Annotated in this window: 10 protein-coding genes; 4 read left to right on the top strand and 6 right to left on the bottom strand. The window is 33.9% G+C overall.

The features are described from left to right. Positions 1 to 50 precede the first annotated feature (50 nt). The 3 genes from VB798_RS23635 to VB798_RS23625 all read right to left on the bottom strand — a co-directional run bounded on the left by VB798_RS23635 (position 51) and on the right by VB798_RS23625 (position 4073). Positions 51 to 1070 (bottom strand): AraC family transcriptional regulator, encoded by a 1020-nt coding sequence (locus VB798_RS23635; protein WP_323689710.1) that lies wholly within the window; start codon positions 1068 to 1070, stop codon positions 51 to 53. A 224-nt stretch (positions 1071 to 1294) separates the two neighbouring features. Next, entirely contained in the window at positions 1295 to 2380 is a 1086-nt protein-coding gene (locus VB798_RS23630; protein WP_323689709.1) for a M42 family metallopeptidase, read from the bottom strand. Positions 2381 to 2516: 136 nt separating this feature from the next. Beyond that, the gene (locus tag VB798_RS23625; RefSeq protein ID WP_323689708.1) at positions 2517 to 4073 is read right to left on the bottom strand and encodes an acyl-CoA carboxylase subunit beta; all 1557 of its coding nucleotides are present in this window, start codon (positions 4071 to 4073) and stop codon (positions 2517 to 2519) included. 230 nt (positions 4074 to 4303) lie between these two features. Between VB798_RS23625 and porQ the strand changes: the two genes are divergently transcribed. Both porQ and hslU read left to right on the top strand, forming a co-directional pair. Then, positions 4304 to 5413: a type IX secretion system protein PorQ gene (porQ, locus tag VB798_RS23620; protein WP_323689707.1), complete on the top strand. Its 1110-nt coding sequence runs from the start codon at positions 4304 to 4306 to the stop codon at positions 5411 to 5413. A gap of 55 nt (positions 5414 to 5468) precedes the next feature. Then, on the top strand, positions 5469 to 6860 hold the full coding sequence (gene hslU / locus VB798_RS23615; RefSeq protein WP_323689706.1) for an ATP-dependent protease ATPase subunit HslU: 1392 nt from the start codon (positions 5469 to 5471) through the stop codon (positions 6858 to 6860). Between the two features lie 321 nt (positions 6861 to 7181). On the opposite strand, the gene hisB is transcribed toward hslU, so the two are convergent. Then, entirely contained in the window at positions 7182 to 8303 is a 1122-nt protein-coding gene (hisB, locus tag VB798_RS23610; RefSeq protein ID WP_323689705.1) for a bifunctional histidinol-phosphatase/imidazoleglycerol-phosphate dehydratase HisB, read from the bottom strand. A gap of 298 nt (positions 8304 to 8601) precedes the next feature. Here hisB and VB798_RS23605 point away from each other — a divergent pair, with 298 nt between their 5' ends. After that, positions 8602 to 9945 (top strand): DUF937 domain-containing protein, encoded by a 1344-nt coding sequence (locus VB798_RS23605; RefSeq protein ID WP_323689704.1) that lies wholly within the window; start codon positions 8602 to 8604, stop codon positions 9943 to 9945. A gap of 43 nt (positions 9946 to 9988) precedes the next feature. Here the strand turns inward: VB798_RS23605 and VB798_RS23600 are convergent, their stop codons facing one another. After that, positions 9989 to 11494 (bottom strand): acetyl-CoA carboxylase biotin carboxylase subunit, encoded by a 1506-nt coding sequence (locus tag VB798_RS23600; protein WP_323689703.1) that lies wholly within the window; start codon positions 11492 to 11494, stop codon positions 9989 to 9991. Positions 11495 to 12177: 683 nt separating this feature from the next. Between VB798_RS23600 and VB798_RS23595 the strand changes: the two genes are divergently transcribed. After that, positions 12178 to 14505: an LruC domain-containing protein gene (locus VB798_RS23595; RefSeq protein ID WP_323689702.1), complete on the top strand. Its 2328-nt coding sequence runs from the start codon at positions 12178 to 12180 to the stop codon at positions 14503 to 14505. Positions 14506 to 14577: 72 nt separating this feature from the next. On the opposite strand, the gene VB798_RS23590 is transcribed toward VB798_RS23595, so the two are convergent. Continuing rightward, positions 14578 to 14946: a hypothetical protein gene (locus VB798_RS23590; RefSeq protein ID WP_323689701.1), complete on the bottom strand. Its 369-nt coding sequence runs from the start codon at positions 14944 to 14946 to the stop codon at positions 14578 to 14580. Between the last annotated feature and the right edge of the window lie 242 nt (positions 14947 to 15188).

Raw genomic sequence — 15188 nt, 5'->3', positions numbered from 1 at the left:
TTCTTTTTTGCTATTAAAAATCCGAAACCCGAAATCCGACCGCCGAAATCCTATGCTACCATTTTAGGATTTTTACGATAAACATTGGGTGTATGTCCTGTCCATTTTTTGAAAGAACGAGAAAAAACACTTGGTTCAGAATAACCCAATAAATAGGCAATATCTGTTGTACTTAAATGTGATTCTTGTAAATGTTGAAGGGCTAAATTCTTACGAATATCATCAAGGAGTTGCTGAAAAGTGACTCCTTCTTCTTTCAATTTCATTTGTAAAGAACGCAAACCAATTCCCAAACTTCTTGAAACATTAAAAAGAGATGGTTCTTCGCCTTTCAAACCATCTAAAATTTCTTTTTTCACTTTTTCCTTGAATGAATTATCTTGTTTCAAACCATCCAGAATACACTGTGCGTGTTTATCAAACAAATGAAAAAGACTTGAATTCGCATTGATTATGGGTAGATGGAAGTACTTTTTTTCAAAAACCATTCCCGTAAAATTACTTTCAAAAATAACTTCTTGCGTTTGAAAAACTCGCTGATATTCAGATGAATCGGAGTATGTTGGATAATTGAAATGAACAGATTTTAGCGGTAAATCTTTGCCAATCATCCCTTTCATGGCAGCGTGGTAAATAGATAATTCCGACTCAAAAGCATAGTGTGGATAAAGCATCTCATCACTTAGTTGGGAAAGCGTTACATGAACTAAATCATCTTGGATAAAAACACTTGTTTTTGAACCATCACAAACAATATCTTGATATTGGCAAAGTTTTTCTAAAGCTTTATCTAAAGTAGGGCAGTGCATCATCACATAAGCCAAAATCCCGACTGCAATGGTGTTGATAGATTCACCAAGATGAAGAGCCAAATGTTTGTCGCCTGTCATTTCTACGGCTTCTTTCCAAAGTATTTGTACTTTTTTGATGGGCAAACGGGCGTCTGGGTCTTGTAGCATTTCTGGACTTAAACCAACTTTTTCGCACAAAGTATTAAAATCCGCTCCTTTTTGCTGGGCAGCATATAAAATCAGATTGAAAGAAGCAACTGAGAGGGAATTGTTTTTCATGGGTTGGAGGGGGATTAGCTGTGAGTTATGAGCGGTTAGCTTTGAGCTTTTTTTATTTTCCATAATTTTAATTGGAATATTTCTCATTAAGGATTCTAAAAAAGTTCAAAACTTATGAGCGATGAATATTATAGAATCCTTAATTTCAATAGAAATGTTACTTGTCAAAGTATAAAAAAGCTCAAAGCTCACGGCTTACTGCTCATAGCTCACAGCTAAAAAACTTACTTTATATAACGCCAATCTTCATTTCCTTTTAGGGCAAGCAAAGATTCGTAAATCAAGTTAATAACCGCTTGAACATCTTCTTTTGAAACTGTTTCAACCGTTGTGTGCATATATTTCAATGGCAATGAAATTAAAGCCGAAGCGACACCTTCAGTTGCATAAGCAAAAGAATCTGTATCAGTACCCGTAGAACGAGAAACCGCTTGACGTTGAATTTTGATTTCTTTAGATTCAGCTACATCAATGATAAAATCACGCAAATTGTTTTGTACCGCTGGACCATAACAAATCACAGGACCAGAACCACATTTTAAATCACCTTGCTCTTTTTTGTTGTACATCGGCGACTGAGTATCGTGGGTAACGTCTGTTACAATGGCAACGTCTGGTTTCAAACGTCTGACAATCATTTCAGCACCTCGCAAACCGATTTCTTCTTGTACTGCATTTACCACATATAAAGTAAAAGGCAATTCAACGTTGTTTTCTTTCAGCATTCTGGCTACTTCTGCAATCATAAAACCACCCATGCGGTTATCCAAAGCACGACCTACGAAGTAACGATTGTTCAATTCTGTTAAACCATCTTCAAAAGTAACGACTGTTCCAACATGAACGCCCATTTCTTCTACTTCCTTTTTATTGGCAGCACCCAAATCAATAAAAATGTCATTGACAGTAGGAGCTTTGTCTTTTGCCAAATCACGCACGTGAATAGCTGGATAGCCAAATACGCCTTTTACCACACCTTTTTTAGTATGTAAATTACAACGCATAGAAGGAGCAATCACTGCATCAGAACCACCATTTCTTCTTACGAAAATATAGCCATTATCGTCGATATAATTCACAAACCAAGAAATTTCGTCGGCATGAGCTTCAATAACTACTTTGTAAGATTGTGCTAAGGACGCATTTTTAGGTTTAATAACACCAACTGCTGTGCCATACACATCAATGATGGTTTCGTCGATATAAGGTTTGATATAATCCAACCAAATTTGTTGTCCTGGAGCTTCAAAGCCAGTTGGCGAAGCATTGTTGAGGTATTCGTAGAGGAATGTTTTTGCGTTTTCAGTCATAATCCAATTATTAAAATCTAAATGTCATTTTTACAAAAATACAAAACCCCAAAGGTTTTTAAAGCCTTTGGGGATAAAAATCAGTTTTTGATTAAGTATTCTAGAAAAAGAAAAGCTCATTGCTCACAGCTCACAGCTACAAAGGAATATTCCCATGCTTCTTTCTTGGTAAGTTCGCTACTTTATTCTCTAGCATTTTAAAAGCACGTATTAATTTCTGACGAGTTTCTGAGGGCTGAATTACTTCATCAATATAACCACGATGTGCTGCTCGGTATGGATTGGCAAATTTCTCGGTATAATCATCTACTTTTTCTTGGAGTTTTTCAACAGGATTTTCAGCTTCTGAAATTTCTCTTTTGAAAATAATTTCTGCTGCTCCTTTTGCACCCATAACCGCAATTTCTGCTGTTGGCCAAGCATAATTCATATCTGCTCCAATATGTTTTGAATTCATTACATCATAAGCTCCGCCGTATGCTTTACGAGTAATTACGGTAATTCTTGGTACGGTTGCTTCGCAGAAAGCGTATAATAATTTTGCTCCGTGTGTAATAATGCCACCCCATTCTTGGTTAGTGCCGGGCATAAAACCGGGAACGTCTTCCAACACCAATAAAGGGATATTAAAACAATCGCAAAAACGAACAAATCTTGCAGCTTTCTGACTTGCCTGAATATCCAAAACTCCTGCCATCACCGCTGGTTGATTAGCAACAATGCCAATACTTCTGCCTGCCAAACGTGCAAAACCAACTACAATATTTTCTGCGTAATTTTGATGTACTTCAAAAAAAGAATCGGCATCAGTAATGTGTTCAATTACTTCTTTAATATCATAAGGCTGATTGGGGTTTTCTGGAATAATACTATCCAAAGCTTTTCGTCCTTCATCACCAAACTCATAAGGTAGAGAAGGTGCTTGGTCTTCACAGTTTTGAGGAACGAAGGATAATATTTTCTTGATATTATTGATACAAGTAACTTCGTTGGCACATGAAAAATGCGTAACTCCAGATTTAGTAGAGTGCGTAGAAGCACCGCCTAATTCTTCAGAAGTAACAACTTCGTGTGTAACGGTTCTTACTACATTTGGTCCTGTTACAAACATGTAGGAAGTATTTTCAACCATCAAAACGAAGTCAGTAATAGCTGGAGAATACACTGCTCCACCCGCACATGGACCCATAATGGCTGAAATCTGTGGAATTACGCCCGAAGCCAAAGTATTTTTATAGAAAATATCTGCATAACCAGCCAATGAAGTAACTCCTTCCTGAATTCTTGCTCCGCCAGAATCATTCAGGCCAATAATTGGAGCGCCATTTTTCATGGCTAAATCCATGATTTTACAAATTTTTTCAGCGTGACTTTCAGATAAAGCCCCACCAAAAACGGTAAAATCTTGTGCAAAAACATAAACTAATCGTCCGTTTACAGTTCCATAGCCTGTAATGACTCCATCACCTAAATAATATTCTTTATCTAAACCAAAGTCTTTACAGCGGTGCATGACGAATTTTCCAATTTCTTCAAAGCTACCTTCATCTAGCAATAAAGTTATTCTTTCACGAGCAGTTAACTTTCCTTTTTTGTGTTGAACTTCAATGCGTTTTTCTCCACCACCCAATAAAGCTTCTGTATTTTTTTTTGCTAATTCATCAAATTTTGATTGATTGCCACCTGTATTCATTTTCGATGATTTTGTTCTAAATGGTTCTGTTTGAATTCTTATCAAAGATATAATTCAAGAATCAAATACCTGCAAAAATGATATAGTTTCTTGATTTTGTATATTTTTGATTTTGCCGATTTTAGGGTTAAAATATCGAAGTCCATTCATTAAAAATACTTGATGATAAAGAACGAGAAATAAATGGAATAAATTAGATTGGTTTGTAAGCTTGAATCGTTTTCTACAAAATGTCTTTTTTTAAAAGTATTGTAGCTCAAATTAAACTAATTTTGGGTTTGAAAGACAAAATCAATTCATTCAGCATGACTAAAAAATACTATTGGATTTTTTTTACGATATTTTTTCTACAAATCGCAAAGCAAGGGTTTTGTCAAATTGGAGGTAACGGAAGTTTTAGCTTCTTAAATATTCCTAGCAATCCTATTCAGTTAGCTTTGGGTGGCGTTAATGTTTCTCGTTCAGAAAAAGATGTTAATGTGCTTTTTCAAAATCCTGCACTTTTAGATAGTAGTTTACACAACCTTTTAGCGGTAAATTATACTCCTTATTTCTCAGGAATTAATTATGCTACAGCGGCTTATGCCAGAAAATTCAAAGAAAATATTATTGCTTTGGGTGTTCAATCTATTAACTATGGAAACTTTCAATTGACGGATGCTTCAGGAAATATACTTGGACAATTTGCTGCCAATGATGTAGCAATGACTTTGTCGAGTTCTCGTACTCAAGGAAATATAACATTTGGTGGAAGTTTGAAATTTGCATCCTCAGTCATAGAAAGTTATTCAGCGGTAGCCTTACTTATGGATTTTGGTGCTATATTTAAGCATCCAACGCAAGCTTTAACGCTTGGTTTAACGGTGAAAAATGTAGGAGTCACACTAAAATCTTATACTCCTTTTGATAAAACCGATTTACCTTTTGATGTACAAGCTGGTATAAGCTTTAAACCTAAATACATGCCAGTGCGTTTTTCTTTTACGGCTCATCATTTGTATCAGTATGATATTTCATATTTAGATAAAAGTATCATCAAAAAAGATTTGAATGGTAATGTTATCGAAAACAAAATAAGTCCTGTGGATAATTTTGCAAGACATTTCGTCATCGGTGCAGAGCTTTTATTGAGTAAAAATTTTCATGCCTTAATTGGTTATAATCATTTAAGAAGTGCAGAATTAAGCCAACAAAATGTCAGTGGTTTCTCTGGATTTTCGCTTGGTTTTTTGATTCATACTAAATTATTTAATTTTTCTTACGGGTATTCAGGATATAATACTGCCGGAAATTTGAATAGTTTTGGTTTAGTTTGTGATTTAAACAGAATAATAAAATAAAAATTTACTGACCTAGCAAAATTGTACATACGCAAATTTGTGGAACGTTTAAAAGATGGCAAATTTAGATTCATTAACTCCTAAACAAATTGTCGCTGAACTCGACAAATACATTATTGGGCAGAAAGATGCCAAGAAAAATGTAGCAATTGCACTTCGAAATCGTTGGAGACGAATGAATGCTCCAGAAGAAATGCAAAAGGAAATTACACCCAATAATATCTTAATGATTGGTTCTACTGGTGTTGGGAAAACCGAAATCGCTCGGAGATTGGCTAAATTAGCAGATGCTCCATTTACAAAAGTAGAAGCTTCTAAGTTTACAGAAGTGGGTTATGTTGGGCGAGATGTAGAATCAATGGTTAGAGATTTGGTAGAATCTTCAGTGCATTTGGTACAAATAGCCAAGAAAGAAGAAGTAAAAGATAAGGCTTCGGAAATCGTTGAGGAAATTATTGTGGAAGCACTTGTTCCATCTATGGGAAAGACTGGTAAAAAGAAAAAACAGGAAAAAATCGGTTTTGAAAATGAATTGCCAGAATCTGACGAAGAGCTCAACCAAAGAACCAGAGAACTTTTTCGTGAAAAATTAAGAAGAGGTGAATTAGAAAGCCGTAAGATTGATATTGCCGTTAGAAGTACCAATTCTCCGAACATTGGTGTGATGGGTGGCCCAATAGATGAAATGTCGATGATGAATATTTCTGAAATGATAGGCGGAATGTTACCCAAAAAAGAGAAAAAACGCAAAATGACGATCGCTGATGCTCGTAAAGTTTTGTTGGAAGAAGAGTCAGCAAAGCTGATTGACATGGATGAAGTAAAAGAGGAGGCAATTAGAAAAGCAGAGAATTTAGGAATTATTTTTATTGATGAAATTGATAAAATTGCCTCTTCAAGAAGTGGCGGTGGTGGTCCAGATGTAAGTCGTGAAGGAGTACAAAGAGATATGCTTCCGATTGTTGAGGGTTCAACAGTAAATACAAAATATGGAGTGATTAATACCGACCATGTTTTATTTATTGCAGCAGGTGCTTTCCATGTTTCAAAACCAAGTGATTTGATTCCTGAATTGCAAGGGCGTTTTCCAATCAGAGTAGAGTTGCAAAGCTTGAAAGAAGAAGATTTTTATAGAATTTTGAAAGAACCAAGAAGCGCACTCACAAAACAGTATATATCATTGTTACAATCTGAAGGCGTAGAATTATCGTTTGAAGATGACGCTCTAGCAGAAATTGCTAGAATTGCTTTCGCTGTCAATTCAGAAGTCGAAAACATTGGAGCTAGGCGTTTGCAAACAGTGATGTCACATTTATTAAATGATATTATGTTTGATATTCCTGATGTAATTACGCCAAACGAAAAAATAATCATTGGAAAAGATTTAGTTATTGAACGTTTGGGTGGAATGGTTAAGAACAGAGATTTAAGTCAATATATATTATAAAACAGCATAAGCCAGTCATTAAAAAGAGCTTCTCGAAAATTTTCGAGAAGCTCTTTTTAATGACAAACATTTAGAAAATCAGGGCTAATTACTTACCTCTCTCGTTATAGATGTTTTGTAATTTGATAGCTACAACTGTTGAAGCACCCATTAGAACGATAAAGAAAGCCCAAGTTAATACTGTTCCAGACATTTTTATATGATTTTGAAGGTTCAATTATTCTATTTAATCTTGCCACAAAGGTAAGTAAGAATTGTTAAAAATGGATTAATAGGAATTAATTCTTTGGTTAATTTCCTATACAAAATGATTTCAGAGATTTATAAAACGCCTTTAGTTGAAGGCAGAATGTCTAAATCTTTGATTTCTCTTTTCGTTGCCATTTTGATAGCTTTTGCAAAAGCTTTAAAAATCGCTTCGATTTTATGATGTTCGTTATCCGCTTCTGCTTTAATATTTAGATTACATTTGGCAGTATCTGTAAACGATTTGAAGAAATGGAAAAACATTTCGGTTGGCATTTCTCCAATTTTCTCACGAGAGAATTTTGCATCCCAAACCATCCAATTTCTACCAGAGAAATCAATCGCTGCATGTACCAATGCTTCGTCCATTGGCAATAAATAAAAACCATAACGAGTAATTCCTTTTTTATCACCCAAAGCTTTTAAATATGCTTCGCCCAAAGCTAAAGCAGTATCTTCAATCGTGTGATGTTCGTCGATATGCAAATCTCCATTTACTTTGATGGTCAAATCAGCGCCAGAATGTTTAGCCAATTGATCTAACATGTGGTCGAAAAAACCTAAACCAGTATCAATCTTTGATTTTCCTTTTCCATCTAAATTCACAGTTACCCAAATTTGTGTTTCTTTGGTAATGCGCTCTATACTTCCGATGCGTTCTGGTAAACGAAGGAATTGGTAAATTTCATCCCAATCTTTTGAATCCAAAGCAATGGCATCCGCTAGTTGTTGGTCTTCAGGTTTATTATCACCCAAATAAATTGCTTTTGCACCTAAGTTTATGGCTAATTGAACGTCGGTAAGTCTATCGCCCAATACAAACGAGTTTTTTAAATCATACACTGAAGCATCGAAATACTTTTCCAACATTCCTGTTCTTGGCTTACGAGTAGGAGCGTTTTCATGTTCGAAAGTACGGTCGATGTGTACTTCGGCAAAATGAATATTTTCATTTGTCAAAGTTTCCATCATTTTGTTGTGTGCTGGCCAAAAAGTGTTTTCAGGAAAAGAGTCTGTTCCTAATCCGTCCTGATTCGTTACCATCACTAATTCAAAGTCTGATTCTTCCGCAATTTTGCGAAGATTTGAAATCGCTTTTGGAAGGAATGCTAATTTTTCAAGTGAATCTACTTGGAAATCTATCGGAGGTTCAGCGATAATAGTACCATCACGGTCAATAAACAATATTTTTTTCATGGAATATAACATGATTATAAAATCATGAATTTGAAATGGGAACTACAAAATTAGTACTACATTCCTAGAGTTTTATCACTTTTATCAAATTTGCTTGATGTTTATTCTTTTGAATGTCTAATTTTTAAGTAAAAATTCCGTTTTAACTGCAAAATGAGGAATTTGTTCAAAAAAGAAATAGATGAAAATTGAGTACAAATTCTCAGCGAAGATTTGTTCTTGTAAATATTTTGAGTGTTTTTTTGAGAATTAGGTTGTAATTTTGACTTAACATTAAAAGATTTTAAAAACAAAGAGTATGAATTTATTTGGAGAACTTAGAGAGCTGCTAGCAGGAGATATTTCATTCAAAATAGCCAACATAACAGGAGAAAAAGAAGAAAAAGTAAAAGTGGCAATTGATGGATTAATCCCTACTTTGGTTGGAGGTTTGATGAAGAGAGTCTCTAACGAAGCAGGCGCAACAACCTTAATGAATGTTATTCAGAGAGGTAAACATGATGGAAGCATTAGTGAAAAATTACAAGATTATTTAAGAGATAAAGAAAGTTTTACGCCACTTTTTGAACAAGGAAGTGCTTTGGTTAGTCAGGTTTTGCCAGACAAAAAAAGCTCAATTGCAACCTTAATTTCACAATTTGCAAGTATTAGAAACTCCTCTGCTACCTCAATAATGGCAGTCGTTGCACCAGTTGTGGTTGGAAAATTAGGTAAATTGGTAATAAGCCAAGGTTTGGATAAAATTCATTTAGCCAATTATTTACTTGATCAAAAAGTACATTTAATTGATGAAACACCTGATGCACTTCAGCCAAAAATGATAGATACGCTTGGCATTGCAATTTTCATGAGTCAGGAAATTAAGCCAATTCAGTTTGCTCCAGCTGCGCCGATCAAGTCTGTTGCTGTCAATAATACTGTAGCATCAAAGCCTGAGAAAGAGTCAAAAATGACTTATTCGACTAAAAACTACGAAAGCGAATCAAGTGGCGGTTTGGGAAGTATTCCGAAATGGTTTTTACCATCAGTATTAATTGTAGCAGTTATTGCAGGTTTAGGATATTTTGCTTTTACTTATGATTGGAAAAGTTTAAGTACTTCATCCGACAGCATGGTAGATTCATCTGAAATGGAAGAAGTAACTGGAGCAATTATTGATACTAATAGTTTAGCAAAGGACTCTTCAACTGCAAAAGTGGATACAACAGCTTTAAAAGCGGAAGAAAAAACAATAGCTGTAAATTTACCAAACGGGCAAAAAATAGATTTAACCAATGGTTCTTTTACTTATAATTTTGCTAGATATTTGGCAGATTCTTCTGCTACAGTAAACCGAGTTTTTACTTTTGATAACATTGGTTTTGAAGGAAATACTGGTGCATTAACAACAGGTTCTGATAAAACAGTGATTGATTTAGCAAAAATCATGTCCGCTTATCCAAAATCACAAATTAAGCTGACAGCCTATATTGATAACATGGGCGATTCACTTCAAAGTAAACGATTAGGCTCAAGACGTGCAGCGGCTATCAGAAATATATTAATAGGAAATGGTATTAATGCGATTAGAATAGACTTTATGGGTATTGTTTTAAGAAATGCGAGCAATAAAGGAGTAGAGTTAAAAGTGGTTAAGAAATAAAAAACAAAGAGGCTAATGTTTAAAAACGTTAGCCTCTTTGTTTTTAACGATAAGCCAAACGATTGGCTTTCCAATTACTATTTTCTATAATCGTGGAATTCGCAATGGTGCTATTATTGGACTTTTTATTAGTCATCAAGAAGTTTGCTAAAGCTGCTGCTAACATTTCCTCTTCAGCATCAGGTAATTCGTCCAATAATTCTGGAGAGTAATACAAACTGATAAATCTTGTATCAAAATTTCCAGACAAAAAAGCTTCGTGTTGCATCACAAATTTACAAAAAGGTAAAGTTGTTTGAATGCCTGAAATTTTGAATTCATCAATTGCTCTAATCATTTTAACAATTGCTTCCTCTCTATTTTTGCCATAAGTAATCAATTTTGCAATCATTGGGTCATAGAAAATCGGGATAGCCATTCCTTGCTCAAAACCATCATCTACTCTTACTCCATTCCCTTCTGGTCGAATATAAGTATTTAAAGTGCCAACATCTGGGAGGAAATTATTTCTTGGATCTTCAGCACATACTCTTATTTCTATTGCATGTCCTTGAATATGAATATCTTCTTGTTTAAAAGAAATACTTTCTCCTTCAGCAATTCTAATCATTTCTTTAACTAAGTCGATTCCCGTGATGAGTTCAGTGACAGGATGTTCAACTTGTAAACGAGTATTCATTTCTAGGAAATAAAAATCTAAATGTTCATCTACGATAAACTCAACAGTACCTGCGCCATAATAATTACAAGCTTTTGCTACATCAACAGCACAACGCCCCATTGCTTCACGAATTTCAGGCGTTAAAACAGCAGAAGGAGCTTCTTCAACTACTTTTTGATGACGGCGTTGGATGGAACATTCTCTTTCAAATAAATGTACAACGTTTCCATGTTGGTCGCCTAATACTTGTATTTCGATGTGTTTGGGTGCAGTAATATATTTTTCAATAAAAACAGCTCCATTTCCGAAAGAAGTAATAGCTTCAGAAACAGCTCTGTCCATTTGTTCATCAAAATCTTCTTCTTTTTCAACCACACGCATCCCTTTTCCACCACCACCTGCAGAAGCTTTAATCAATACTGGATAACCAATTTCTAAAGATTTTTCTTTAGCGATGCTTCTGTCGGTTACTGCATCTGGCGTGCCGGGAACCATAGGAATATTGTATTTCGCTACAGTATGTTTAGACGTTAGTTTATCGCCCATCAATTCAATACTTTCTGGAGAAGGACCAATGAAAATCAATCCTGCTTCTATTACCTTTTTACAAAAAGCAGCATTTTCAGAAAGAAAACCATAACCAGGATGAATGGCATCAACATTCAATTTTTGACAAATCTCAATGATTTTATCACCTAAAAGATAAGATTGATGAGAAGGAGGAGGACCGATACAAATGGCTTCATCAGCAAAACGGACATGAGGAGAATTTCTATCTGCTTCAGAGAAAATAGCTACCGTTTGAATATTTAACTCTCTGGCTGTACGCATGATACGCAAGGCTATTTCTCCACGATTGGCGATAAGAATTTTATTGATTTTTGGCATATAATATCCTAAGCTGTTTTTATGATTTTGTTTAAACAAAGGTAAACTACATTATTAAATGTATAGATTTTTTTTAATTTTTTCTGGTAAATATGATATATTTATTGATGAAGTACTTGTTCCCAATGATTGGTGAATTATATTTATATGTTGTCTCAATAATATTTAAAAATAATACTAGATTATTTAATGTATTTATGGTACTATTCGTTTGTGATTTGTTTTTTGGTATAAATTTTGATATTTAAATGTTGTCATCTAAGTTAAAGAATGTATTTATCATTTTTCTTGTATATTTTAATGAACACAATTTAGGACTTTTTTGATAAACTGTTTTTTATGAGGTGTAAAATAGACTAACGGTTTTATGGTTGTTTAAATAAGAATTTACCTGCATGTGGAATTGAATAGTTTCTTCTTAATAGGTATTTAATTATTTAAAATGCTTGTAGATACATGATTTATAGCAAATTGATTTTTGTTAGTTTTTTTACTTCTAAAGAAAATTAGATTAATTTTGTAGTAAATAAGTTTCTAAAACTATTAAGACTTTTAAAGTGATTTTACCAAGAAATTAAATAGTGGTAAGAATTCTTAAAAGTTAACATACATTAATCATTAATTACTAAACACAACAACACTTAAACGAATGCTCTAATAAAAAGTTTAGGGCGAAAATTAAAATGAGAACAAAATTTTTATCAATTGTACTTGGATTAGCAGTTATTGTAGCATCTTGTACTTCAGAACTGATTGTTGATGGAACAAAGACGAATGACATTAATAGTCTAGTAGTTCCTGCTGGTTTTGATTGGAAAACATCAAGAGATGTAAATTTCAACATTTCTATCAGTGACATCCGTTTCAAAAGTGCACTTCATGTTGTATCTATTTATGGTGCTGATCCAACTACTGGTGCAGTTGCTCTTTCAAAAGGTGCGGCTTCAATATCTTCTCCTTTTTTAACGAAGATTTCAATACCATCTTCTGTCAAAGAAGTTTATTTTGTTAAAACAGCTCCAGATGGAACTAAAATAACACAAAAAGTGGCGCTTACTGCTTCTTCTAGTCTTACTGTATCATTAGGAACAGTTTCTTCGGGAAGATTTGGTGTTTCTTCAGATTCAGAGAAGTATGTAACGGCAGCTTCATCTGAAACAAGTCCTGATTGTAGCACTGGATGTGATATTTCGGTAAGTAGTGGAACAACAATTGACCTTAATAGTAGCACAGGTTCAAAAACATATTGTTTAACAGGGAGTGATTACACAGTAAACTTCAATCCAAATACTTTGAATGGTGGTACTCTTCGTATTTGTGGTACTAACATTACACTTAATAATTTGAATTTTAATTCGGGTGCTAAATACACCGTAATTATTACTTCAAAAGGTTCGGCTAATTTCAGTAATGTTAACTGGAATTCAGCAGATGTAACTGTGAAAAACTTCGGTACTTTAAATTCTTCAGGTAATCTTATTGTTGGAGGTACTTTTTATAATTACGGAGTTGTAAATGCTAATGCTGAATTACAATCTCGTTCAGGTTCAAATATTATAAACGAAGGGCAGATTATTGTTAAAGGTTCTTCTCCATTAGATGGTGCAATGACTAACAATGCTGAGATTACATTTAATGGCGAAGTTAGATTGAATTCTTCTGGTCAGACGGTAACAAATAATGGTAAAATGACTGCTGTAGGTAATTTTATTATTAATAGCTCAACCACATTGACAAACAATAGTTATATGACCGCTAATAGTATGCAGATAAATAGTTCTGGTATTTTAAATAACAAATGTCAATTAATTATCAAAACTGATTTGGGTGTTGATAAAACAATTAACAATGATAGCTATATTTCAGTTGGAGGTAGTACTCGTATCAATGGGTCTGGTGTTGTTAATTTATTCAACGGAGCTTTATTAGTAACTAATTCTCTATCAACTTACGACGGTAAAATTACTGGTACAGGGAGCAATTATTCATTATTCAAGGTATTAACTACTGCAGGTGGTAATATCAACAATGGTGGTGGACAAAAACTTACAGGTACTGTTCAATTCTCAGAACCAAGCGATGCTCTTAAAGCAAGTTTCTTAGATGGAACAGCTCAGAAAACTAAAGATGGAGGTATTTACATCGCAAAAACTGCATGTAATGAAGGAAATGGTACAGAACCGGTAGCAAGTAATGATTCAGATAAAGATGGTATTATTGATAGTGAAGATGCTTTCCCTAATGATGCTTCTAAAGCATTTATAAATTCTTCTGCTCCATCTACAGTAGCATTTGAAGATCAATGGCCAAATAAAGGAGATTATGATTTGAATGACGTCGTTCTTTCGTACAGATATCAGATTATTACTAATTCGTCTAATATTGTAGCACAAGTAAAAGCCACTTATACTTTACATGCTACAGGTGGATCAATTCAAAATGGTGCTGGTGTTCAGTTTAACATTCCAGCTGGAAAGGCAACTAACTTTACATCAAATACAGGTGGAAGCTTAGAAGCTGGACAAGATAGTGTTGTAGTAATTCTATTCAAGAATAGCATAGGAGAATTAGCCGCTTGGAATACAATTGCCGGTCAAAGCCCAGTTGCATCTAAATCTTATTCATTTAGTTTTGATGTTGTTGGTGGACCATCTTTAGGTGCATTTGGTGTGGGTTCTTATAATCCATTTATTTGGAATAATTCAAATGGTACAAGAGGTAAAGAAACACATTTACTTGGTAAAAATCCAACTAAGTTAGTTGATAAATCATTCTTCGGAACAATAGATGATTCTTCATTGACAACAGCACTTTACAGTACAAGTACAAGACTACCTTGGGGAATTGAAGTATCAACTGAAAACTTTAAATATCCAAGTGAATCGAAAAATATCACACAAACATATTTCAAATTCGCAGATTGGGCTACATCAGGAGGTAAATCAAGTGTAGATTGGTATTCAAATGTTTCAGAAGGATATAGAAACAATGCTAATATTTTTAATCCTTAATTGATTTAGGGTTATTATAAAAAGAGCTTCGAGAGTATTCTCGAAGCTCTTTTTGTTATATGGTAGCTTATTTTACTCTTCTTCAAAATCTTCTCTATTAAACAAAGCTCTGAAAGTTTCAGACATGGCGATTAAGTCATGTACTTTGTTTTTGGCTAATTTCAATACTCTTGTTTCTTGGCAATTTTGGATTCTTTTGTCAAAATGATTCCACAGATGAATCATATCATTCATATTTTCTGCGAAACGATCAATGATGAAGCGTTCAAATTTTGGTTTGTCTCCTTCTGCTAAATATAAAATGACGTGAAAGCTTTCACCCACAAAAAACCATGATAGCTGACTTCTACTAAAGTCTTTTATCATGGCATTGTTATCAACCAAGAAGTCAATTATATCCACTTCGTTGCTTACATCGTATAAGTTTTGCGAGTTTTTCATATCATTATTGTATTTTTTTAAGAAGATAGACTCTAAAAATTTTACAAAAATTTGACTACTCTAAACATTAGCTGTAATGAATATAATAATAACAATCGATATTTTACTTCAAAATGAATAAGTTCTTGAAATATTACTAGAAAATATCAATGAATTGTTGAATACAAATGAAATAGCACTTAATGTTGGCACATTTTTGCAGAAAGAAAATAATACCTTAACTTTGTGATTATTTAAAGATT

The sequence above is a fragment of the Arcicella lustrica genome (assembly GCF_034930985.1).
Lineage (GTDB): Bacteria > Bacteroidota > Bacteroidia > Cytophagales > Spirosomataceae > Arcicella > Arcicella lustrica.
The sequence above is the reverse complement of the archived record's forward strand: the minus strand, read 5'-3'. Positions and strand labels throughout refer to the sequence as shown.